Source organism: Litorilinea aerophila, assembly GCF_006569185.2.
Taxonomy (GTDB): domain Bacteria; phylum Chloroflexota; class Anaerolineae; order Caldilineales; family Caldilineaceae; genus Litorilinea; species Litorilinea aerophila.
The window spans coordinates 19,302-41,337 of the sequence record NZ_VIGC02000014.1 but is presented as its reverse complement, the minus strand read 5'-3'; the positions used below and the strand labels follow the sequence as shown (position 1 = coordinate 41,337).

Sequence of the window (22,036 nt, the reverse complement as noted above, 5' to 3'; positions counted from 1 at the left end):
CAGCCGGGCAGACACCGCCGCTCATTTACCTGAGGGTCAACAACCATGAATAAACGGCAGATCCAAATCTTTGACACCACCCTGCGGGACGGTACCCAGGGCGAAGGGGTATCCTTCAGCTGCGATGACAAACTGCGCATCGCCCGCCGCCTGGACGAATTCGGCGTGGACTACATCGAAGGCGGCTGGCCGGGCTCCAACCCCAAGGACATGGAATTCTTCGACCGGGCCCAGCGAGAGCTGAAGCTACGCCACGCCCGCATCGCAGCCTTCGGCTCCACCTGCCGGGCCGGCCTGGACCCGGCCGACGATCCCCAGATCCAGCTCCTGATCAGTGCCAATACACCGGTGGTGACCATCTTCGGCAAAAGCTGGGACCTCCATGTACGGGAAGTGTTGCGCACCAGCATGGAGGAAAACCTGCGCATGATCCGGGAATCGGTCCGCTACATCAAAAGCCAGGGGCGAGAAGTGATCTACGACGCCGAACACTTCTTCGACGGCTACAAGGCCAACCCCGAGTATGCCCTGGCCACCCTCCAGGCCGCCATCCTGGGCGGCGCCGACGTGGTGGTGCTGTGCGACACCAACGGCGGCTGCCTGCCCTGGGAGATCGGCCAGATCGTGGACGCGGTGCGGCGGGATCTCCTAGGACATTCCCTGGATGGCGACGAACCAAGCAACGGCCACCAGCCACCGGCCGCCGACGTGGTCCTGGGGATCCACGCCCACAACGACAGCGAGACCGCGGTGGCCAACACCCTGGAGGCCGTGCGCCGGGGCTGCACCCACGTGCAAGGCACCGTCAACGGCTACGGTGAACGCTGTGGCAACGCCAACCTGATGAGCGTGATCCCCAACTTACAGCTCAAGATGGGCTACGAACTGGTCTCTCCAGAGCAACTGGCCCAGCTCACCGAGCTCAGCCGCTTCGTCAGCGAGCTGGCCAACCTGAGCCCGGACACCCACCAGCCCTTTGTGGGGGCCAGTGCCTTTGCCCACAAGGGCGGCACCCACGTCAACGCGGTGGTCAAACACGCCATGAGCTACCAACACATCGATCCGGCCCTGGTGGGCAACGAGACCCGGGTGCTGGTGAGCGAGCTGAGCGGCAAGGACAACATCGCGGTCAAACGGCGGGAGTTCGGCCTGGACGGCCTGAGCCGGGAGGAGGAGCGCCAGGTCCTGCGGCAGATCAAGGAACTGGAGAACGCGGGCTTCGCCTTCGAGAGCGCCGAGGCCAGCGTGGAGCTGCTCCTGCGTCGCACCCGGACAGACTACACGCCCCCCTTCGAGCTGATCGACTACACGGCCACGGTGGAACATCGGGCCGGCCGGGGCATGTTCTCCGAAGCCACGGTCAAAGTGCGGGTGGGCGACAAGATCTTCCACGAAGTGGCCGAAGGCAACGGCCCGGTCAACGCCATGAATCGGGCGCTGCGCAAGGCCATCCAGCAGCTCTACCCGCGCCTCCAGCACCACCATCTCAAGGATTACAAGGTGCGCATCCTGGACAGCGAAAGCGGCACCGCGGCCAAGGTGCGGGTCCTCATCGACAGCACCGACGGCGAGCGGAGCTGGAGCACCGTGGGCGCCAGCACCAACATCATCGAAGCCAGCTGGATCGCCCTGGCCGACTCGGTGGAGTACTTCCTGCTGACCGACGCCGAACGGCAGGCCCGGCAACAGGAAGGCGCCGTCACCGCCTGAGAAGGCGTAAGAAGAGCCACAAATCACACGAATTAAACAACACGAACGAGGAGAAAATTGCTCATGGCTGTGACAACGGTCAACGGCAAGTTGAACAAGTACAGCCGCCACCTCACCCAGGTGCGGTCCCAGGTGGGCTCCCAGGCCATGCTCTACGGCATCGGCCTCACCGACGAAGACATGCAGAAACCCCAGGTGGGCATCGCCAGCATGGGCTGGGAAGGCAACACCTGCAACATGCACCTCAACGACCTGGCGAAAGAGGTCAAGGCGGGCGTCCAGGCAGCCGGCATGGTGGGCCTGATCTTCCACACCATCGGCGTCAGCGACGGCATCTCCATGGGTACCGAGGGGATGAAGTGTTCCCTCCTCTCCCGGGACATCATCGCCGACTCCATCGAGACGGTGATGCGGGCCCAGTGGTACGACGCCAACGTCTCCATCCCCGGCTGCGACAAGAACATGCCGGGGACCGTCATGGCGGCTGCCCGGGTCAATCGGCCCACCATCATCGTCTACGGCGGCACCATCCGCCCCGGGAAGCTGGGGGACCGGAAGCTGGACATTGTGTCAGCCTTCGAGGCCTATGGCCAGTGGCTGGCCAAGGAGATCAGCGAAGAAGAGCTGCGGGAAGTGCTTCGCCACGCCTGCCCCGGCGCGGGCGCCTGCGGCGGCATGTACACCGCCAACACCATGGCTTCGGCCATCGAAACCCTGGGCCTGAGTCTGCCCTACAGCTCCTCCATCCCCGCCACCGCCCGGGAGAAGATCGAGGAATGCCACCGGGTGGGGCCGGCCCTGCTCCACCTGCTGGAAGAAGACATCAAGCCCAAGGACATCCTGACCCGCAAGGCCTTTGAGAACGCCATCACCGTGGTGATCGCCCTGGGCGGCTCCACCAACGCGGTGCTGCACCTCCTGGCCATGGCCCACGCGGCGGATGTACCCCTGACCATCGACGACTTCCAGGCCATCTCCGACCGCACTCCCCTGCTGGCCGACCTCAAGCCCAGCGGCCGTTACGTGATGGAGGATCTCTACGAAGTGGGCGGCGTGCCGGCCGTCCAGCGCCTCCTGCTCAAGGAAGGGCTGCTCCACGGCGACTGCCTGACCGTCACCGGCAAGACCCTGGAAGAGAACCTGGCCGAGCTGCCCGACCTGAAGGAGGGCCAGACCATCGTCTGCCCCCTCTCCAACCCCATCAAGCAGACCGGCCATCTCCAGATCCTCTACGGCAACCTGGCCACAGAAGGCGCGGTGGCCAAGATCACCGGCAAGGAAGGTACCCGCTTCTCCGGCCCGGCCCGGGTCTTTGACTCGGAGGAGGAGTGCCTGGAGGCCATCCAGGCGGGCAAGGTGACCCACGGCGACGTGGTGGTCATCCGCTACGAAGGGCCCAAGGGCGGCCCCGGCATGCGGGAGATGCTCTCCATCACCTCGGCCATCATGGGCGCGGGCCTGGGCAAGAGCGTGGCCCTCATCACCGACGGCCGCTTCTCCGGCGGCACCCACGGCTTCGTGGTGGGCCACATCACCCCGGAAGCCCAGGTGGGCGGCAACATCGCCCTGGTGCAGGATGGCGATATCATCACCATCGACGCGGAGAAGAACACCCTGGATGTAGATCTGTCGGAAGAGGAGCTGGAGCGACGCCGGGCCCGCTGGAGCCCGCCGCCGCCCAAGTTCACCAAGGGCGTCCTCTACAAGTACATGAAGACCGTGGCGTCGGCCTCCCAGGGCTGCATCACGGACGCTTAATGGGCCACACCAGGCCCGGCTCAAAGTCCCGGCTGTCCCGTTGGGCGGCCGGGACTTTTGATGTCCGGGCCATCATGACGTTTCGGCATGCCGAATTCGCCTAATTTTCGTATAGCTCAATTTCGGTTTTGTAAGCCCTCCTGGATAGGAGCGCCACGAAATCCCGCACTTACCAGAAACACAACCAATTTATCCACGATTTTCGTATAGTTTCACAATTTTCGCCCCTCAACACGCCCAGGAGCTGCCCCATGGAAGCCGTCGAACGGGCTGCGGAATGCGGCCTCTCACCTGCCCAGTTGGCCCGTACCTACCAGTTTGTGGAAGCAAGCGTGGCTTCAGGCCAGATCCCTGGCGCCGCCCTGCTCGTCGCACGCCACGGCATCCCCCTGCCTGCCTTCGCCGTGGGCCGTCTGCGTCCCCAAGATCCCAACCCCGCCATCCGCCCGGACACCATCTTTCTGGTCGCTTCCGTCACCAAGCCGGTGACCGCCACCGCGGCCATGCTGCTGGTGGAACGGGGCCAGCTTCTGCTGGACGATCCGGTCTGTGCCATCATCCCGGAATTCGGCGCCCACGGCAAGGAACGGGTCCGGGTCCGTCACCTGTTGACCCACACCTCAGGCCTACCCGACATGTTGCCGGACAACCTGGAGCTGCGCCGGCGGCATGCGCCCCTTTCCGAATTCGTCCGGCGGATCTGTGAGCTGGAGCTGGACTTTCCCTCGGGCACCGACATCCAGTACCAGAGCTGCGGCATCGCCATGCTGGGCGCCATCGTCGAACGTATCACCGACACCCCCCTGCCCGAATTCCTGCGCCGGGAAATCTTCGAGCCCCTGGGCATGAACGATACCTCCCTGGGCCTGGGCCACCTCCCCCCGGAACGCATCGCCCACGTCCACCTGGAGCCGGAGATGGAAGGGACCGACTGGGGTTGGAATACGCCCTACTGGTGGAACTTTGCCGCGCCCTGGGGAGGGATGTTCACCACGGTGGGCGACATGTTCAAGTTCTGCCAGATGTTCCTCAACGGCGGCATGTTGAACGGGATCCGGATCCTGAGCCCGGCCACCGTGGCTGCCATGACCCGGGACCAGACCAGCGGCAACCCCGTGATCCCGGCCACCGCGCGCTATCGCCAGGCGTGGGGACTGGGCTGGGGGCTGGCCTGGCGCCGCCAGCCGGCTTCAGGCTGGTCCTACTTCGGCGACCTGACCTCGCCGGGCACCTACGGCCACGGCGGCGCCACCGGCACCGTGGTCTGGGTGGATCCCGTGCGGGCCCAGATCTGCATTCTCTTCACCACCGAGCCCACAGCCATCCGCAGTGGCTGGCTGGGCCGCTGTTCCAACCTGGTGGCCGCCGCGGCCCTGTAGCAGCCCCGCAGAGGAGAGGAAGAGCCCATGAAAATTGCCAAGGCTGTGATCACCGTGGCAGGGCGACGCCAGCGCGCGCTGCCCCTGCAGATGCTCATCGACCGGGATGGTGTGGAAAAATCGGTCTTGTCCATCCTGCTGGGCGAAGTGGTCCAGGCCGGCATCGAGGCCATCGGCCTGGTGGTGCGGCCGGGCGATGAAGCCGCCTACGCCGAGGTGGCGGGCGATCACGCCGGGCGTCTCCACTTCATCCAGCAGGCGGAGCCCCTGGGCTACGGCCATGCCATCCACTGTGCCCGAGACTTCGTCGAGCAGGATGCCTTTCTGCACCTGGTAGGCGACCACCTCTACATCAGCCGGGACGGACAGGGCTGTGCCACCCGGCTGGTGGAGCTGGCCCGGGCGGAAGCCTGTACCGTCTGCGCCGTCCAGGCCACCCGGGAAAGCCTCCTCCCCTACTACGGCACCATCGGCGGCCGCCGCCTGCCCGGCCGGGTAGACCTGTACCAGGTAGACACCGTGGTGGAAAAACCCACCCCGACCCAGGCCGAGCAGGAGCTCATCGTCTCTGGGCTGCGGGCAGGCCACTACCTTTGCTTCTTCGGCATGCACGTCCTCACCCCCACGGTGATGGAGATCCTGGCGCAACAGCTGGCCCAGGCCCAGGAAAGCAGCCAGGTGACCCTCTCCAGCGCCCTGGCCCAGCTGGCCCGACAGGAGCAGGTGCTGGCCCTGGAGCAACAGGAAAGCGCCCGCTATGACCTGGGCGTGAAGTACGGCCTGCTCATGGCTCAGCTGGCCCTGGCCCTGAGCGGCCGGGAGCGGGATGAGGTGCTGAGCAAGCTGGTGGAGCTATTGGTCCAGCGAGAACTGAGCGCCGGCGGGAGGTTCCAGGCCCATGGGTGAGCTGATCCAGATCATCACCGCGTCCGATCCGGAAGTGCGTAACCGCTCCCTGGATGCCTTCTGCCGCCGGGCCTCCCTTCCCCAGTTGCTCCGGGAGTGCGCCGAGCTGGACCGCTTCCGCCGCGAGGCGGAGAACCTCTACGAGCGGGTACGTGCCCTCTTCTTCCTCTACGCCATCTACCGCTTTCACCTGCCCACCAAACCCGGGATCCGGCCCCGGGGCTTTATCCCCTTCGAGGGCTATGCGAATCTACTACGCCGCCGTTTCGAGGAGGCCATCGATCTCTTCCTGGCCGCCCAGGAGCGGGACGGGGGCCTCAGTGACGGCCTGGCCAGCGCCCTGGCCGCGGCCTACCACCAGCTGGGCTTCCAGACCCTGGCCAACCAGGTCCGGCGCAGCGTCCGCTCGGTGCGGGGCAACCAGTGGATGTTCCGCATCGGCCACCCGGCCGACCATCCCCTGCGGGTACGCCCGGAGCTGCTCCAGCGCCAGGAGCCCGATGGCCTTTTCCCCATCCTCCACGAGGCCACCCCCGTCCGCATGGACCTGACCCACAGCGGCTGGAGCGACATCTTCTTCCTGGGCATGGACTTCCCCGAGGGCGCCCGGGTGCTGAACGTCTCCATCGACCTGAGCGTGCGGGGCGATAGCCCGGGTCGGCCCCGCCCCCCCATCGAGACCTACTTCCGGGTGATCGACCAGCCGGTCCTGCGCCTGGTGAGCGTGGACCTGGGCGCCACGGCGGAGATCACCTCCCTGGAGGAAGTCTTCGACTTTGCCCGGGACTACCTGGGCCTGCTCAAGGCTGCGGTCATCGCGGCCGGCCTGGTGCCGCCCGGCATGGAGGGGGCCGCGCAGCCCCTGGCCGACCTGCTGGCCCGGCTGGTGGGCCCAGGCCATGGCATCGAGCTGGTCAGCCAGGTCAACGGCATCCCCAAGGGCTCCCGCCTGGCCGTCTCCACCAACCTGCTGGCCTCCCTGATCGCCGTCTGCATGCGGGCCACGGGCCAGGCCCAGAGCCTGACCGGGCCGCTGCAGGAAGGGGAACGCCGGGTGGTGGCGGCCCGGGCCATCCTGGGGGAATGGCTGGGTGGTTCCGGCGGCGGCTGGCAGGACTCGGGGGGCATCTGGCCGGGGATGAAGGTGATCCAGGGGGTGGAGGCCCGGCCCGGCGATCCCGAGTACGGCATCAGTCGTGGGCGCCTGCTGCCGGATCACCGCATCCTCACCCTGGAGGATGCCTCCGCCGAGACGCGGCGGCGTCTCCAGGAGAGCCTGGTGCTGGTCCATGGGGGCATGGCCCAGGATGTGGGCCCCATCCTGGAGATGGTGACCGAGAAGTACCTCCTGCGCTCCGAAGCCGAATGGCAGGCCCGGCAGGAGGCCATCCAGATCATCGACGAGATCCTGGCCCTGCTCCGGGCCGGGGATGTGCGGGGCATCGGCGCGGCCACCCACCGCAATTTCCACGGCCCCATCCAGACCATCATCCCCTGGGCCACGAACCTCTACACCGAGACCCTCATCGAGCGGGTGCAACGAGAGTTTGGCGGCGGCTTCTGGGGCTTCTGGATGATGGGCGGCATGGCGGGCGGTGGCATGGGCTTCATCTTCGATCCAGCAGTGCGTGCCGCGGCCCAGGAACGGCTCCAGGAGATCATGGTGGAAACCAAACGCCGCCTGGAGGCCGCGGTGCCCTTCGCCATGGATCCGGTGGTCTACGATTTCGCCATCAACGAGCGGGGCACCTGGGCCGAACTTCTCCAGGGAGACGCCGCGCTCATGCCGCCAGGTTACTACGCCCAGCGAGTGCCCGCCCTACTCCGGATGGATACCCGCCGGCTTTCCGCCTTCCAGCGGGCTGAACTGGACCACTTCGGCGCGGCCTGCCGCCGCAACCCGGCGCTGGCAGGCATGGTCCAGACCCTCTTCGACCGCCTGCTGCCGGGCCGGGACGATGGGGATGGGGACGGCCAGAGCCTGGAGTCCTTGCTGGCCCGCTACGGCTTCGACCGGACCCAGCACGAGCAGATCCAGGCCGACCTGCGCAGCGGACGGATCGGCCTGGCCCAGAATCGTCTGCCCGTCAGCACCACCATCGAGGATGTGAAGCCGGAGGACGTCTTCATCATCGGCCCGGAACAGGATACGGCCCGGCTGCAGGAGCTCCAGCAGATTGGCGCCGAAGCCCTGGCCGCCGGGCAGGTGGCGGTGGTCTCCCTGGCGGGCGGCGCGGGCAGCCGCTGGACCCATGGGGCCGGCGTGGTCAAGGCCCTCCACCCGTTCTGCCGGCTGCGGGGTCGCCATCGCTCCTTCATCGAGGTGCATCTGGCCAAAAGCCGGCGGGCGGGCCGGCTCTACGGCACCCCCCTGCCCCACATCATCACCACCAGCTACCTGACCCACGGCGCCATCGAAGCCTACCTGGAGGCGGAACAACACTACGGCTACCCGGGCCCCCTCTACCTCTCGCCGGGGCGCAGCATCGGCCTGCGCATGGTGCCCATGGCCCGGGATCTCCGCTTTGCCTGGGAGGAGATGCCCCAACAGCTGCTGGACGAGCAGGCCCAAAAGGTGCAGGACAGCCTGCGGGCGGCTCTCATCCACTGGGCGCAGCAGATGGGCGAAGGCAGCGACTACACCGACAACGTGCCGGTCCAATGCCTGCACCCGGTGGGCCACTGGTACGAGGTGCCCAACCTGCTGCGGAACGGCGTACTGGCCCGGCTGCTGGCCGAACGGCCCACCCTCCAGTACCTGATGGTCCATAACATCGACACCCTGGGTGCAGACGTGGGCAGCCCCCTGGGGACGGCCGTGTTGGGCTACCACATCCAGTCGGGCCGCCTCTGGACCGGCGAGGTGATCGGCCGGCGCCTGGAGGATCGGGGCGGCGGCCTGGCCCGGGTGGATGGCCACCTGCGGCTGGTGGAGGGGCTGGCCCTGCCCCGAGAAGAGATCGAGTTCGGCCTGACCTACTACAACTCCGCCACCACCTGGCTTCACCTGGACCGGTTGCTGGCCCTCTTTGGCCTGACTCGGAATGACCTGGAACATGAGGAGAAGGTGGCCAGGGCGGTCCGCCGGGTGGCGGCCCGGGTCCCCACCTACATCACCCTGAAGGATGTAAAAAAGCGCTGGGGCAAGGGCCAGGAGGACATCTACCCGGTGGCCCAGTGGGAAAAGCTATGGGGAGACATGACCGCCCTGCCCGAGGTGGACTGCCAGTTCGTGGCCGTCCCTCGGGTCCGGGGGCAGCAGCTCAAGGAAGTGGCCCAGTTGGACGGCTGGCTGCGGGACGGTTCGGCCGCGTTTGTGGAGTCCCTGTGCGACTGGTAAAAAGGGAGGCCGCCTGGTAGAGGCGGCCTCCTTGTTGTGGGGAATCCAGATAGCGTGTTGACGATGCAGAGCGGCCGGCCGCCCATCAGGCAGTGGCGGCTGCGGGCGCTTCCTCCAGGGACTTCATCAGCTCCAGTTCGATGGAAATTTCCACCTCGTCGCCCACGACCACGCCGCCGGTCTCCAGCACCGCGTTCCAGGTCAGGCCCCAGTCCTTGCGGTTGATCTTGGTCTGGGCACTGAAGCCGGCGCTGACGAAGGGGCCGAAGGGGCTCTTCACCTGGCCATGGTAGGTGACATCCAGGACCACTTCCCGGGTCACGCCCCGGATGGTCAGGTCGCCGATCAGCTTCCCGTGGCTGTCATCCAGCACCTCCACCCGCTTGCTGCGGAAGATCAGGTGGGGGTGGTTCTCCACATCCAGAAAATCGGGAGAGCGCAGATGGGCGTCTCGATCCGGCTGGCCGGTGTTGATGCTGGCAGCGTCGATCTCCACGTAGACGGTGGAGTTCTCTGGATGCTCCTCATCCACATGGATATTCCCCTGGAACTTCTCAAAACGACCCCGCACCCGGCTCACCATCAGGTGTCGCACGGAAAACTCGATCTGGGAATGGGCGTAGTCAATGGTCCAGCTCATGGTAGTTTGCTCCTGTTGACATAGTGACTGGTTCACTTGTTGATGACATGACCAGCATACCGGTCAGCCGTCAACAGCCTGTCAACAGGGGCAGCAGCAAAACCGTCAACAGAACCATCAACACACACCGTCGTCAGGGCACCCCGCCGGGATCGTCGCCCGCCTGGTCTTCCCAGGTCAGCGCGTCCAGCCGATCCTGGAGGTGCCGGTAGCCGCCCAGCTCGATGAGGGTGCGCGCTTCCTGGAGGCGCTGGCGCCGTTCTTCCGGCGGCAGCAGGGGCGCCAGCCAGAGGCGTACCCGCGCGGCCAGGTGGTTGTGGTGCAACCGATCCGCATGGGCCAGGGCCGTGGAGAAACGGTGGATCGCCAGGTTGTGCTGGCCTTTGGCCAGGGCCACCCGCCCCAGGTTGGCCGTGAGGCCGGCGATGCGCTCCGGGTGGGTGAGCCGTTCCGCCAGGGCCAGCCCCTGGGTGAAGTAGCCTTCGGCCACGCTCCATTCCTCCTGGGCCAGGGCAATCTCGCCGGCGGTGGAGAGGAGGTAAGGCAGCAGGCTGAGGGCCCCCGTCTCCCGGGCCAGGGCCAATCCCTGTTGCACGTGATCGGCCGCGGCAGGATCGCCCAACAGGTGAAGGTGATAGGCCAGGTTGTTGTGGCTCAAGATGTGCCAGCGCTGGAGCTCTTCGCTGTCTGCTTCGGCGGTGAGTTGCCGGGTTTTTTGATAGTGGGCGATGGCCTGGGCCAGGTCGCCCATCTGGGCGGCGATGTTGCCCAACTCAAACTGGATCTGGGCCAGGCGCACCTGCTGGACAGGCCCGGGGGCAGCCTGGAGTAGGGCTTCGGCCTGGCGGAGGTGCCGGGCCGCCTCCTGTAGTTCCAGCCCTTCCTGGGCCAGGGCAGCGCCCCAGACAAACTCCACCCAATAGCCCACCTCCAGCTCATCCTGGTGGGCCATCTGCTGGGCCATCTCGATCAGCTCCCGGTAGCGCCCCTGCAGGAACAGGGCTTCGGCCAGGACATAGAGGCCGCGTATCAGGGCCGACCTGTCCTTCTGCTGGAGGGCCAGCTCCACCGCCTGACGGGCCGTTTCACCAGCCTGGGCGGAAGTCCCGGCCTGGAGCTGGGCCACGCCGAGGGAAGCCAGAATCCCAGCCCGGTGGGAGGGGGGCGCGCCTGACAGCGCCTGACGATAGAACTGGATCGCCTCGGTCCAGGCCGCCAGGTGGACAGCCCGGTCGGCGGCCCGCCGGGCGAACTTGCTGGCCAGCTCCGGGAGGCCTCCTTCGGCGTAATGGTGGGCGATCAGCCCGGCCACCTCATCCAGCCGGTGGTGATGGATGCTCTCCAGGGCGGCAGCCACCCGCCGATGCAAGAAGCCCTCCCGGACTCCGCTGACCTCCCGATGGACCACTTCCCGGGTCAGGGTATGATCGAAGGCAAACAGGTGGGCGCCCACGGGGGAGATCAGGCGGGCCCGCTGCAGCTCGTCCAGGGCATCCAGGGCGGCGCTGTCGGAGAGCGCAGCCACCCGGGCCACTACCTCAAAGTCGAACTCCCGCCCCACGATGGCCGCCGCGTCCAGGACCCGCCGCGCGGCGTCGGACAGGGTTTCCAGCCGGGCCTGGAGCAGCTCATAGACCGTCTGGGGGACCACCGGCGCGCCTGGCAGGCGATTCAGGTTGACTGTACCATCGGGCAGGAGGAGCCTATGCTCCCGGGCGTGGCGGATCAGCTCCACCAGGACGAAGGGGTGCCCTTCCGAGCTCCGGTTGAGCCAGTTGCCCAGAGGGTAGCCGTACTGGGGGCTGAGCTGCCGGGCCAGTGCAATCACCTCATCGGGTTGCAGGGGGCCCAGGGAAATCCGTTCCAGGCGCCCTTCCCGCAGCAACGAATGGAACAAGAGGGCCAGTTGGGAGCGTTGGGATACCGGACGGGCGGTGGCCAGGAAGTACAGGGGGACGTGGGCATGGCCGGCCTGTCGGATCACATAGCCCAGCAGCCCCAGGGTTGAGGCGTCGCCCCAGTGCAGGTCATCCAGAACCAACAGGAGTGGCTGCTGCCGGGCCACGGCGATCAGGAACTGGGATACGCCTTCCCACAGGCGAGATTCGTCCGGCGACCGTTCCCCAGGGCCGAGCGTCGGCTGCTCTACGGCCAGCTCTGGAATCAGGCGGGTCAGTTCTGCCAGCCAGAGGGACGGCACATTCAGGCGCCGGTAGAGCGCCGGCCAGCCGGACCAGGCCAGCAGGCTGCGCAAGGCCTCGATCATGGGCTGGTAGGGCAGCCGGCTCTCCAGCTCTCGGGCGCTGCCCCGCATGGCCAGGCAGGCATGGTCTGCCTGGCCCACGGCAGCCAGGCTCGCCAGGAACGTATCCACCAGGCGTGTCTTGCCGATGCCCGCCTCGCCCTCGACGAGAACAAGTTTGCGGCTGTGGTAGAGTTGGTGGAGCGCCTCCAGATGGGTACGGCGGCCCACGAAGGGAGGGTCCGCCGGTTCGTTCGAGGGTGGCGGGGGCGGGGGTGCGGCTACGGTCGCCGCCTTCGCAGCGGCCGTTGTTTGCCCGGGAGTAGGGGGAGCGCTGCGTCCGCTTTCTTCCGGGAGCGCCTGGTCGGTAATGATGGCGTCGTAGAGGGCCTGGGTCTCCGCCATGGGGGGGACACCCATCTCTTCGGCCAGCAGTCGTGAAAATTCCTCGAAGCGGCGAATGGCGCCGGCCCGGTCGCCGGCCAGGTAGAGAAGGCGCAGGCAAGAACGCTGGAGATCTTCCTGGAAGGGATCCAGCCGGAGGGCCCGCTCCAGGGCTGACAGCGCGGCACAGTAGTCCCCCTGCGCCTCGTGCAACTGGCTGACCCGGCTGTAGCCGCGGATGGCCAGGCGGCGCAGGCGTTCCCGCTCCAGCGCGGCCCAGTCGTCGAAGTCGGGGGCATCCGGCAGGTGAAAGTCACTCAGGAAGTCGCCCCGGTAGCGCGCCAGGGCGGCCGTGAGGGTGTCCAGGGAAGCGTCGGCCGCGGTCAGGACCTGCACGAAGGTGCGGATGTCCACCTGGCACTCCTCGGCCAGGGCCAGGGTATCGCCGTCCACCACCAGGGCCTGGTGGGTGGCCCGGCGAACGCTGTGGATGGTACTGCGCAGATTGTGGCGGGCGGTGGCGGCCGGGTGATCTGGCCAGAGGAGGGCCAGCAACCGGTCGCGGGGCACCGGTTCCACCTGGGCCGCCACGTAATAGAGGAGGGCGCGGCTCTTGCGCCTGCGCAGCACAAGGGGCCTGCCATGCCACAAGATCTGGGGAGTGCCGAACAACTGAATCGATATCATAGGGTTGGATAAAAATCTGTGTTCATCTGTGAAATCCGGGGATCGACTTCAACACGCCAGTGACCATTCTGGCAGCAACTGAGCCTGGTGGCAAATGGAGCAGCCGCCCATATGATGTTATAATCCCATGGCGACGACAATCTGGCTGTCCCCGTTATCACCGTCGCTCCTCTGGCCCACGCCGCGGTGCACCGTTTCGGCTCTGGAATGGCAGCGCCGTACCGACTGTCCGTCTCGTCCCGGGTATCGACACACCCGGGCCTTAACGCCCCAAGAGAGGCACAGAGATGCAACGCACGTCCTGGGAATATCTGATCTGGGCTGGCTTTCTGCTGGTATGTCTCGTGTTGGGCCTTGGGCTGGGCCAATGGGCCGCGCCCCAGCCGGTCATCGGGTTGGTCCGCTTTGAAGGCACCATCGACCTGGAGAGCGCCGGGCCGCTGATTGACCTGTTGGAAGCGGCCCGAAAAGATCGCCGCGTTGCGGCCGTGGTCCTGGAGCTGGCCAGCCCGGGCGGCCTGGCCACCAGCAGCGAGAACATCTTCTACACCCTGCTGAAAATGCGGCAGGAAAAACCGGTGGTAGCGGTCATCGACGGCATCGCCGTGAGCGGCGGCTACTACGTGGCCGCGGCGGCCAACCGCATCTACGCGCCGGCCAGCGCCTACGTGGGCAACATCGGCACCCGAGGGCCGCGCCCCCCGGACCCCAGCCTGGCGCCGGAGGAGCTGAGCAGTGGCCCCTACAAGCTCACCGGCGGCAGCCGTTTCGACCGCATCCGGCAGTTGGAGCTGGTCAAGGAATCGTTCCTGGGCCATGTGGTACATATGCGCCAGAACGCGGAGCTCAATCCCCTACAGGTAGCACCAGAGGTGCTGGCCGAAGCCCGCATCTACCTGGGCAGTGAGGCCGTGGCCATCGGCCTGGTGGATGTGGAGGGAAGCCGCTCCGACGCCATCACAGGGGCCGCGGAGCTGGCCGGCATACGCCGCTACCAGGTGGTGGAGCTGGAAAGCTACCTGGGCGGCACAGCCGTCCCCACGCCCCAGCCCCTGGATGAAGCGGTCCAAACGCTGGTAGAGACCGCCCCGCCCGATGCAGTTTTCCTGCTGGATACCCGCATCCCCCTGCCTGGGGTTCTGGAAGGCACCGAAGTCGATCAACATCTCCTGCGCCTTCGGTCCATGGCCCCCCTGCCCACTTCCCACACCCTGCCCCGGCCACCGGAGTCTTCCGGCGTGGCCCCATTCCCAGCGGGAGATTGATGCCCATGCCACTGCACATTCGTCGTCTCCTGGTCCTGATTGCGGGCGTAGTGCTCCTGCTCCTGCCCCTGGTGGTCCGCACATGGGTGTGGGGATACCACCGTCGTCCCTATTCGCCCGGCGACGTGGCTGCCCTCCAGGTGGCGGCCACGCCCATCCCCACCCCCACGCCCATCGCCCTGTCCCAGGCAACGGAACCGGTGGGGCGGGACCTGCGCCAGGGGCCGGTGGTAGTGGACCTGGCCCACGGCAACCGGCTGGCCCGCAGCCAGTTTGAACCCCTGGCCGCCGCCCTGGCCAGGCACGGCGTGGGCCTGCGCTTCTGGCTCACCGACATCAACCTGCTGGAGATCACCAACTTCTACGACTTCCCCGATCAGTCGGACAAGCTGGCCCCCCTGCTGGCCGATGCCAGCGCCCTGATTGTGGTGAGCCCCTTTTTCCTCTGGTCTCCCCAGGAGATTGCCCTGGCCGAACGTTTCGTGGCCGACGGAGGACGGCTCCTCCTGATCAGCGACCCGGATGTGGTGGGCGACCTGGCCCAGGACATCAACAACCTGGCCGAGCCCTTCGGCGTGGTCTTCCACGACGACTACCTGTATGACACAATCCACAACGACGGCAATTACATTCACATCTTCCTGGACGAGTTTCTGGATCAGGCCGCGGAACTGGCCGACAGCACCATCGCCTTCTACGGCGCCCGCAGCCTGGGCGGCGCTATCGTTCCCCAGTCGGTCAGCGCCGAGACCACCCTCAGCAGCGTCCGCCTGGGCGTGAACCGCTTCGCCACCATAGCCCTGGCCGGCGACCCCACCCGAGGCACGGACGGCCGGGTGCTGGCCATGACCGACTTCGACGTCATGACCCAGCCCTACGTGGAGCGCCACGACAACCGACGCCTGGTGGACTTCGTGGCCGGGTTCCTGGCCGGCGCCAGCCGGGAAAACACCATCGTGGACTTCCCCGCCTACCTGGGCCAGGAGGTCACCCTGATCTTCGGCGGCAGCGCCGTGGATGCGGAGCGCCTGCAAGAGGGGGCCCGGCTCCAGCACCACCTGGACCAGGAGGGCCGCACCCTCACCCTGGGCAGCCGCTCCCTGCTGTCCGGCCTGACGGCTGAGGAGCTCAGCGGCGCTGACCAGGGGCCGGATGCTGAAAAATCGAAAGCCGACCTGCCAGAGACCGATCTAATCGTGTTGGCCGATTATGGGGTGGCCGAGGAAGAGATGGATCTGCTGGCCCTGGCCGGCTTCCACCTGGTAGAAGAAATGGTGACCCCGACAGTCGCAGCTCCCGCGCCCGCCACGCCTGTGGTCGATACGATCCCCTTCACCGTCACGGCGACCACCCCCATCTCGACGCCAGTGGCCACGCCGGTCAACGAGGCGGCGACGGTGACCGCAACCCAGGGGCTTACTTTGACGGCTACGCCTACCCCGACGGCCAACGGAACCGTAACACCCACGGCGCCGGCCACGCCTGCCGTCACGCCCACGCCCCAGCCCCAGCTTCAGGTCTACCTGGAGCAGGAGGGGGACGGCCTGCGGCTGCTGGCCGCGGAGACGGTGCTGATCTTCCAGCGAGAGCTGTCCGGGGGGAACCGCCTGGTGGCTGTCTTCGGCCAGGATACGGCAGGCATCCGGGCCGGCGTGGATCGGCTGCTCTCGGGGGATTACAGTGACTGCGTGACCGGGCCGGATCAGGCCATCTGCTCTTTCCGGCCGAAGCTCGCCGTCACGCCGGATGGCACGATCACCCGGGAGAAAGCAGTGACCAAGACGCCCACGCCGCCGGCCCCAGCAGCGGCCACACCCGTCCCCGACGGCGAGGAAGGCATCACCATTCTGCTGGTGGACGACAACGACCAGGCCGCGGCCGACGAAGTGAGTGAGGCGGACCTCTACCTGCAGGCGTTGACCCAGTTGGGATACCAGCCCGACCTGTGGAGCACGGCCAGCCAGGGTTTGCTGGAGCCGGCGGATCTGCTCGGCTACACCTGGGTCATCTGGAGCAGCGGGGGCTACGCCAACGGCGGTCCAGGGGTGCCGGACCTGGACGGGCTCCTGGCCTATATCAGCAATGGGGGACGCCTGACCATCAGCAGCCGCCGGCCCTTCCTGGGCATGAGCAATCAGGAGCCCTCGGTCATCGTGGATGTGGTGGCCACCGGCGAGATCCCGGAGCTGGTGCAGGGGTTGCCCAGCGAACCCATCCAGTTGCCCAACGGCCTGCCGCCGGTGGTCCCCCTGGCGGAAGACCCGGACTCGGGCAGCAATGGCCCCGCGGTGGTCCTGCGCCGTGGGCCGGATAGCAACAACGCGGGCGCACCCCTGCTCCTGGCCCTCACCGATGAGGGGGAAGAGAATGCGACGGGCGCCCGGCTGCTGATCCTGGGCATGTCTCTGACCTGGTTCCCCGACGAGTACGGTGCCCAGCTGATCCAGAACATGGCCACCTGGATGCTGGCGGAATAACCTCCCGAACCGGTGGCCCGTCCTCCATCAGGGGCGGGCCACGTTGACGCCCCATTCGTAGACCAGCCGGCCGCCGTTCCAGCCGCTGGCCACCACCAGTGCCGCGCCCAACAGAAGCAGCCCGGTCACCCAGAGCCGCGCGCCGGGCTCATCCAGCCAGTCCTGGGGAGGAGTTCCGTGGGAGCCGACACCTGGGGACTTTTCCATGCGCCGGGTCCGGCGCATCTGCCACAGCCAGCGACGATAGAGCAGGTCGCCGTAGACGACCAACATGGCCAGTCCTGTGCCGATGTGCCAGTTGAGGATGGCGCCGTAGGGGGGCTGGGGGGGCAGGTTGCTCTGGGCCAGGAGCCCACTGAGCACTGCCAGCCCGCCGCCGATCCAGCCCAGGGCCATGGGCCACCAGGTGAGGATACGAAGCTCTGGTCGGGGCCGCCAGTAGAGGTAGAGTAGCCCTGCCCCGCTGGACAGTAACAGGAAGGCGATGGGGAAATGGACCACGGCGGGGTGAAGACGGGTGATGAGATCGGGCATCGGGTTCACAGCTGGTCGTCAGGTGGGTGTGGGTTGATATGGCTCCAAACAAGGATATCATACCACAGACGCCGTCCCTGTCCTCGGCTACACTGCATGCAGAAGTCAACCTGGTTTCGTACGGCAGCGGGATCTTTTGATCCATCTGGCGACGCCGGTTGTGTCGTTATCTCACATGAGGTGAGCGCTTGTAATAAATTTGTAAGCCTGTCTTCAGCGCCCCTTCACAGAGATGTGGCATCCTGTTCGCAGAGGATGAGTGCGCCGGGTGGCTCCCGCGGAGCCATCCCCGGCCGTGTACCTGCCGGCCATCGGCATTGGAGAAGTTAAGGGAGAGTATCACCATGGTTCCCATTCGACCTTCGGAAATCACACCAGAACATGTCTATCTCAACCGCCGCAAGTTCATGGCGGGCGCCGGCGCGCTGGCCGGTGCGGTGGCCCTGGCCGCCTGCGGGCCATCCCTGCCCACCACTGGGGAGGGAGCAACCGCGGCAGAGGCAGCACCTGAGGCCGCTGCAGCCGCCTCAGCGGTTCCCCTGGAGGATCTGCCCCCGGCCCTGGCCCACGCCGAGCCCTTTGCCAGCCAACAGACGGACGAATTGGGCGATCCCCTGAACGCTTACGACGAGATCACCCACTACAACAACTACTATGAATTCACCACCGACAAACAGGGGGTGGCCCGGTTGGCCGAAAAGTTCCACAGCCGGCCCTGGACGGTGAAGGTGGGTGGCCTGGTCAACAACCCCAAGACCTACGACGTCGACGACCTGCTGCGCAAATTTCCCCAGGAAGAGCGCATCTACCGGCTGCGCTGCGTGGAGGCCTGGTCCATGGTCATCCCCTGGGTGGGCTTCCCCCTGGCCGAGCTGCTCAAGGAAGTGGAGCCCAAGTCTGAGGCCCGCTTTGTCCGTTTTCGCTCCATCTTCCGGCCGGATGAAATGCCCGGCCAGCAGGCCCGGTGGCTGGAATGGCCCTACACGGAAGGCCTGCGCCTGGATGAAGCCATGCACCCTCTGACCATCCTGGCCACCGGGATGTATGGCAAGCTCCTGGTCAACGCCAATGGAGCGCCCCTGCGGCTGGTGGTGCCGTGGAAGTATGGCTTCAAGAGTATCAAGGCCATCGTCGAGATCGATCTGGTGGAAAAGATGCCCGTCTCTACCTGGATGGCCGCCGCGCCCAACGAGTACGGCTTCTACGCCAACGTCAACCCCAACGTGGACCATTCCCGCTGGTCCCAGGCCACGGAGCGCCGGGTGGGCGAGCTGGGGCGTCGGGAGACGCTGATGTTCAATGGCTACGAGGAGGAGGTGGCCCATCTCTACGACGGCATGGACCTGCGGGCCAACTTCTGAGGCATCGAGCTAACCCCATGGAAACCCTGCGACGGACCCTGCTCCGCCACTGGCTCTGGCTGGCCGTCAACCTGGGGGCGCTGTGGCCCCTGGCCCAGCTCCTTTGGGATGTTTGGGCCGGTCGGCTCAGCGTCAACCCCATCGCCGACCTGACGACCCGCACGGGGCAGGCGGCCATCATCCTGCTCCTGCTGACCCTGGCCGTCACCCCCCTCCAGATCCTGGGCTGGCGCCAGGTGACCGTTGTGCGCAAGTCCCTGGGGTTGTGGGCCTTTTTCTACGCCAGCGTGCATCTGCTGATCTTCGTAGGGCTGGACTACGGCTTCAACCTGGATTTCATCCTGCGGGATGGCCTGCCCCAGAAGCCCTACATCGTGGCCGGCCTGGCCGCCTTCCTGATCCTGGTGCCCCTGGCCCTCACCTCCACCCGGGGCTGGATGAAGCGCCTGGGCCGGCGCTGGAAGCAGCTCCACCGGTGGATCTACCTGGCGGCCGGCCTGGCCGTGGTCCACTACCTTTGGGTCGCCAAGATCGACCTGGGGCGGCCGGCCCTCTACGCCGTCCTCCTCCTGCTGCTCCTGGCGGTCCGGGTGCCGGGGATACGGCGCGTACTGGCCAACCGGCGCCGCCGACGGCCGGCCCTCCATGCCGGGTCCAGCGCCACGAGGCCACACCCCCGGGACGCAAGGAAGCCAGTGAGGTAGGCCACGCGTCCTTTGTGCAATCTGTGGTTTCTGCTTGGCCGCCAACTTGCGCCCGGCTGCCTCCTGTGCCAAACTGACAGGGACACTTTTCGCACAGGAGGTTCCATTGCGTCTATCACGGCTGATACCATACTTCTTTGTCTTGACCCTGATGGCGTCCTGTGGGCGGGGACCTTCCCCCACCCCATCCCCCACGCCCACCGCCACCCCAACCCCAACCACAACATCAACCACAACCTCAACGGCCACTGAGCCAGCAACGGCTACGCTCCACGACACCGAACTCCTGGGCGCGGCTGGCCTGGAGATGGGTTGCGACCACCCCGAGGGAGCGCAGATGACCTGCCAGGAAAGCGCCGGCCGGCCCCACCTGACGGTGGCGGTGGACGCGTCCACCTACGCCCGCTGGACGCTCCAGTGGGCCGATGCAGACCGGCCCCTGACGGGCGACGAGACCCTCTACCTGCGGGCCGAACGGACCGGCACCCTCACGCCCAACCTCTATCTGGTGGAACGGGAAGGCCGGCGGGTTCCGGTCAACCTGGCCCGCTACGGCCTGAAGGAGGGACGCAGCGAAGTCCGCATCCCCCTGCGAGAGTTCAAGGACGACCAGGGTAAGACCCTGGCCTTTGACCAGATCACCGGCGTCCAGATCGTCTTCGAGTGGGCCGACATGGCCGGCGAGCTGACCCTGGAAAGTCTCCGTTTTGATTCGGTCTGGGAGGAGCCGGTCGCCCCTTCGGCCCAGGCCCAGGAATTGGCCGAGGGCCTGCAGATGCCGGAGGGCTTCGCCGTCGCGCCCGTGGCCGACAACCTGCTGCAGATGACCCAGATCGAATTCACCCCCGAGGGGGAGATGCTGGTCAGTCTGCAGGGCGGCCGGGTCTGGTGGTACGTGGATGACGACGGCGACGGCCAGTATGACCGGCGACGCCTCTACGCGGCGGGCTTCACCGAGATCGTGGGGCTGCTCTACGACCCGGAGGACGGCGCCGTCTGGATCGGCGGGCGAGGGCAGCTCTACCGCACCGCAGACAGTGACGGCAACGGCGTGGCCGACGAACGAAGCCTCCGCATCGATGGGCTGCCCTGGGGACGCCACCAGAACAACGGCCTGACCTGGAACCCGGATCCGGATCCCTTCAGCGGCGAACCTGGCCACCACTGGATCTACTTCGGCCTGGGCTCCACCGATGACCTGGTGGTGGGCGGCGAGCTCAACGCCACCATCCTCCGCTTCCCCCGGGATGGCCAGGGCCAGGCCGACCTGGAGGTGGTCAGCCGGGGCGTCCGCAACGCCTACGACGTGGTCTGGGCGCCGGTGCCAGTGGACCTGGACAACCCGGACGGCGAAACTCGCTGGCAGCTCTTCGCCAGTGAAAACGGCCCAGACTTCAACGACGCGCCCGACGAGGTGAACCACATCCGCTGGGGCCACCACTACGGCTTCCCGGAGCAGTTTGGCCCGGTGGAAGACGGGGTGGACGGCGATCCCTACAGCGGGCCCGTCTACCCGGTCACGGCCCACGCCAGCGCCGACGGCCTGGCCTACATCACCAACCCGGCGTGGCCACCCGCCTACCGCACCCTGTACGTCTCCCTTTTCGGCGAAGTCTTCAGCCCGGAGCCGGTGGGCCACATCGTGGAGCGGGTGACCCTGCACCCCGAGACGACGGCCGGTGGAACCACCTACCGGGGTGAGCCCAGCGATTTCATCGTGGGCCTGAACCGGCCTCTCCCCCTGGCCGTGGCTCCCTCTGGGGACCTGATCGTGGGCGATTATGCCACGGGCGTGATCTACCAGGTCTACTACGCGGGTGAATAATATTGATTGCCTAACCAAGAGGCCTCGTAGGTCCGGTTTCCATCCCGGACCTACGAAATGATGGGAGCCACTTCGCAGGACAATTCGGTATAATTTGCCTCCTTACGGGGCTGTCACGTAGTCCCGAAGCTGGTCGAGAGTCTTGGCGCCGATGCCGGGTACCCGCTCCAGGTCGTCCACGGTGGCGTAGGGGCGGTTGGCGATGATGGCCTGGGCCTTGCTGGGGCCGATGCCGGGCAGGCGTTCCAGCTCCTCAACGCTGGCGGTATTGAGATTGATCCGACCGCCAGGGACCCCGCCCAGGGCCATGGCAGCGGCCGTAGGTGTGGGCAACAGGCCGGAAACGCCCGCCGGCGGTCCATCCACGACCATCTGGCTGCCATCGGGTACGTGAACCTGGGCGCCATCCCACAACTTTTCCGCCTGGTTGATGACAGCGCTGCTGGCTGAAGGCAGCAGGCCGCCGGCCGCGGCGATGGCATCCCCCACCCGGGCCTCGGGCGCCAGGGCATAGAGGCCAGGCCGGGCCACCGCGCCGCTTACAAAGACGACGATGGGCGCGGGGGTGGGCGTGGCGGTAGCTGTGGCGGTGGGCAGGGGCGTGGGCGGAGGCTGAAGGACCACGGGGGGCGGCTCGGGACGTCGCATCAGCCAGAGCCCACCCCCCAGGAGGGTCAACGCGGTCAGAAGACCCAACAGATAGGAAAAAAGGTGAAATTCTCCGGTGACGGCCCGGGCCGCCACCTGTTGCTCGGGGGATTGCATGGCCTGATTTCTCCTCTTGATTTCCACTGTTGGTGTTACATAACGATGTTATTACCTCT

14 protein-coding genes are annotated in these 22,036 nt (G+C 66.7%); 10 read left to right on the top strand and 4 right to left on the bottom strand.

The genetic code is table 11. From position 1 onward, the window contains the following. Nucleotides 1-45: 45 nt before the first annotated feature. From cimA to FKZ61_RS23990, 5 genes are all read left to right on the top strand, one after another. Nucleotides 46-1,710: a citramalate synthase gene (gene cimA / locus FKZ61_RS12290; RefSeq protein ID WP_141610420.1), complete on the top strand. Its 1,665-nt coding sequence runs from the start codon at nucleotides 46-48 to the stop codon at nucleotides 1,708-1,710. A 63-nt stretch (nucleotides 1,711-1,773) separates the two neighbouring features. After that, nucleotides 1,774-3,468, top strand: coding sequence for a dihydroxy-acid dehydratase (gene ilvD / locus FKZ61_RS12285; RefSeq protein WP_141610419.1), 1,695 nt, complete (start codon nucleotides 1,774-1,776; stop codon nucleotides 3,466-3,468). A 251-nt stretch (nucleotides 3,469-3,719) separates the two neighbouring features. Then, nucleotides 3,720-4,847, top strand: a complete 1,128-nt coding sequence (locus FKZ61_RS12280; RefSeq protein ID WP_141610418.1) for a serine hydrolase domain-containing protein — start codon at nucleotides 3,720-3,722, stop codon at nucleotides 4,845-4,847. Nucleotides 4,848-4,874: 27 nt separating this feature from the next. After that, complete coding sequence (locus FKZ61_RS12275) at nucleotides 4,875-5,753, top strand: sugar phosphate nucleotidyltransferase (protein WP_141610417.1); 879 nt, start codon at nucleotides 4,875-4,877, stop codon at nucleotides 5,751-5,753. After that, on the top strand, nucleotides 5,746-9,093 hold the full coding sequence (locus FKZ61_RS23990; RefSeq protein WP_141610416.1) for a UTP--glucose-1-phosphate uridylyltransferase: 3,348 nt from the start codon (nucleotides 5,746-5,748) through the stop codon (nucleotides 9,091-9,093). The genes FKZ61_RS12275 and FKZ61_RS23990 overlap by 8 nt, the downstream gene beginning before the upstream one ends. Before the next feature lie 85 nt (nucleotides 9,094-9,178). Here the strand turns inward: FKZ61_RS23990 and FKZ61_RS12265 are convergent, their stop codons facing one another. After that, nucleotides 9,179-9,733: a YceI family protein gene (locus FKZ61_RS12265; RefSeq protein ID WP_141610415.1), complete on the bottom strand. Its 555-nt coding sequence runs from the start codon at nucleotides 9,731-9,733 to the stop codon at nucleotides 9,179-9,181. A 133-nt stretch (nucleotides 9,734-9,866) separates the two neighbouring features. Beyond that, nucleotides 9,867-12,989 (bottom strand): ATP-binding protein, encoded by a 3,123-nt coding sequence (locus FKZ61_RS23985; protein WP_211358534.1) that lies wholly within the window; start codon nucleotides 12,987-12,989, stop codon nucleotides 9,867-9,869. Between the two features lie 344 nt (nucleotides 12,990-13,333). Between FKZ61_RS23985 and FKZ61_RS12255 the strand changes: the two genes are divergently transcribed. Both FKZ61_RS12255 and FKZ61_RS12250 read left to right on the top strand, forming a co-directional pair. Then, nucleotides 13,334-14,311 (top strand): S49 family peptidase, encoded by a 978-nt coding sequence (locus FKZ61_RS12255; protein WP_141610413.1) that lies wholly within the window; start codon nucleotides 13,334-13,336, stop codon nucleotides 14,309-14,311. 5 nt (nucleotides 14,312-14,316) lie between these two features. Continuing rightward, nucleotides 14,317-16,788 carry a hypothetical protein gene (locus tag FKZ61_RS12250; protein WP_141610412.1) on the top strand — a complete coding sequence of 824 codons (2,472 nt, stop codon included), beginning with the start codon at nucleotides 14,317-14,319 and terminating at the stop codon, nucleotides 16,786-16,788. 27 nt (nucleotides 16,789-16,815) lie between these two features. Here the strand turns inward: FKZ61_RS12250 and FKZ61_RS12245 are convergent, their stop codons facing one another. Beyond that, nucleotides 16,816-17,322 carry a DUF2231 domain-containing protein gene (locus FKZ61_RS12245; protein ID WP_141610411.1) on the bottom strand — a complete coding sequence of 169 codons (507 nt, stop codon included), beginning with the start codon at nucleotides 17,320-17,322 and terminating at the stop codon, nucleotides 16,816-16,818. A gap of 344 nt (nucleotides 17,323-17,666) precedes the next feature. On the opposite strand from FKZ61_RS12245, the gene msrP reads away from it, so the two are divergent. The 3 genes from msrP (at nucleotide 17,667) to FKZ61_RS12230 (ending at nucleotide 21,212) form a co-directional block, all read left to right on the top strand. Then, complete coding sequence (gene msrP, locus FKZ61_RS12240; RefSeq protein WP_141610410.1) at nucleotides 17,667-18,683, top strand: protein-methionine-sulfoxide reductase catalytic subunit MsrP; 1,017 nt, start codon at nucleotides 17,667-17,669, stop codon at nucleotides 18,681-18,683. Nucleotides 18,684-18,700: 17 nt separating this feature from the next. Further along, complete coding sequence (locus tag FKZ61_RS12235) at nucleotides 18,701-19,387, top strand: protein-methionine-sulfoxide reductase heme-binding subunit MsrQ (RefSeq protein ID WP_141610409.1); 687 nt, start codon at nucleotides 18,701-18,703, stop codon at nucleotides 19,385-19,387. 337 nt (nucleotides 19,388-19,724) lie between these two features. Then, complete coding sequence (locus tag FKZ61_RS12230) at nucleotides 19,725-21,212, top strand: PQQ-dependent sugar dehydrogenase (protein ID WP_141610408.1); 1,488 nt, start codon at nucleotides 19,725-19,727, stop codon at nucleotides 21,210-21,212. Nucleotides 21,213-21,314: 102 nt separating this feature from the next. Here FKZ61_RS12230 and FKZ61_RS12225 read toward each other — a convergent pair whose 3' ends face one another. After that, nucleotides 21,315-21,977 (bottom strand): ComEA family DNA-binding protein, encoded by a 663-nt coding sequence (locus tag FKZ61_RS12225; protein ID WP_141610407.1) that lies wholly within the window; start codon nucleotides 21,975-21,977, stop codon nucleotides 21,315-21,317. Nucleotides 21,978-22,036 lie beyond the last annotated feature (59 nt).

Bases quoted from the DNA above. Each gene is read 5' to 3' on its own strand.
- cimA (WP_141610420.1), top strand. From the start codon at position 46: ATGAATAAACGGCAGATCCAAATCTTTGACACCACCCTGCGGGACGGT.
- ilvD (WP_141610419.1), top strand. From the start codon at position 1,774: ATGGCTGTGACAACGGTCAACGGCAAGTTGAACAAGTACAGCCGCCAC.
- FKZ61_RS12280 (WP_141610418.1), top strand. From the start codon at position 3,720: ATGGAAGCCGTCGAACGGGCTGCGGAATGCGGCCTCTCACCTGCCCAG.
- FKZ61_RS12275 (WP_141610417.1), top strand. From the start codon at position 4,875: ATGAAAATTGCCAAGGCTGTGATCACCGTGGCAGGGCGACGCCAGCGC.
- FKZ61_RS23990 (WP_141610416.1), top strand. From the start codon at position 5,746: ATGGGTGAGCTGATCCAGATCATCACCGCGTCCGATCCGGAAGTGCGT.
- FKZ61_RS12265 (WP_141610415.1), bottom strand. From the start codon at position 9,733: ATGAGCTGGACCATTGACTACGCCCATTCCCAGATCGAGTTTTCCGTG.
- FKZ61_RS12255 (WP_141610413.1), top strand. From the start codon at position 13,334: ATGCAACGCACGTCCTGGGAATATCTGATCTGGGCTGGCTTTCTGCTG.
- FKZ61_RS12250 (WP_141610412.1), top strand. From the start codon at position 14,317: ATGCCACTGCACATTCGTCGTCTCCTGGTCCTGATTGCGGGCGTAGTG.
- FKZ61_RS12245 (WP_141610411.1), bottom strand. From the start codon at position 17,322: ATGCCCGATCTCATCACCCGTCTTCACCCCGCCGTGGTCCATTTCCCC.
- msrP (WP_141610410.1), top strand. From the start codon at position 17,667: ATGGTTCCCATTCGACCTTCGGAAATCACACCAGAACATGTCTATCTC.
- FKZ61_RS12235 (WP_141610409.1), top strand. From the start codon at position 18,701: ATGGAAACCCTGCGACGGACCCTGCTCCGCCACTGGCTCTGGCTGGCC.
- FKZ61_RS12230 (WP_141610408.1), top strand. From the start codon at position 19,725: ATGACCTGCCAGGAAAGCGCCGGCCGGCCCCACCTGACGGTGGCGGTG.
- FKZ61_RS12225 (WP_141610407.1), bottom strand. From the start codon at position 21,977: ATGCAATCCCCCGAGCAACAGGTGGCGGCCCGGGCCGTCACCGGAGAA.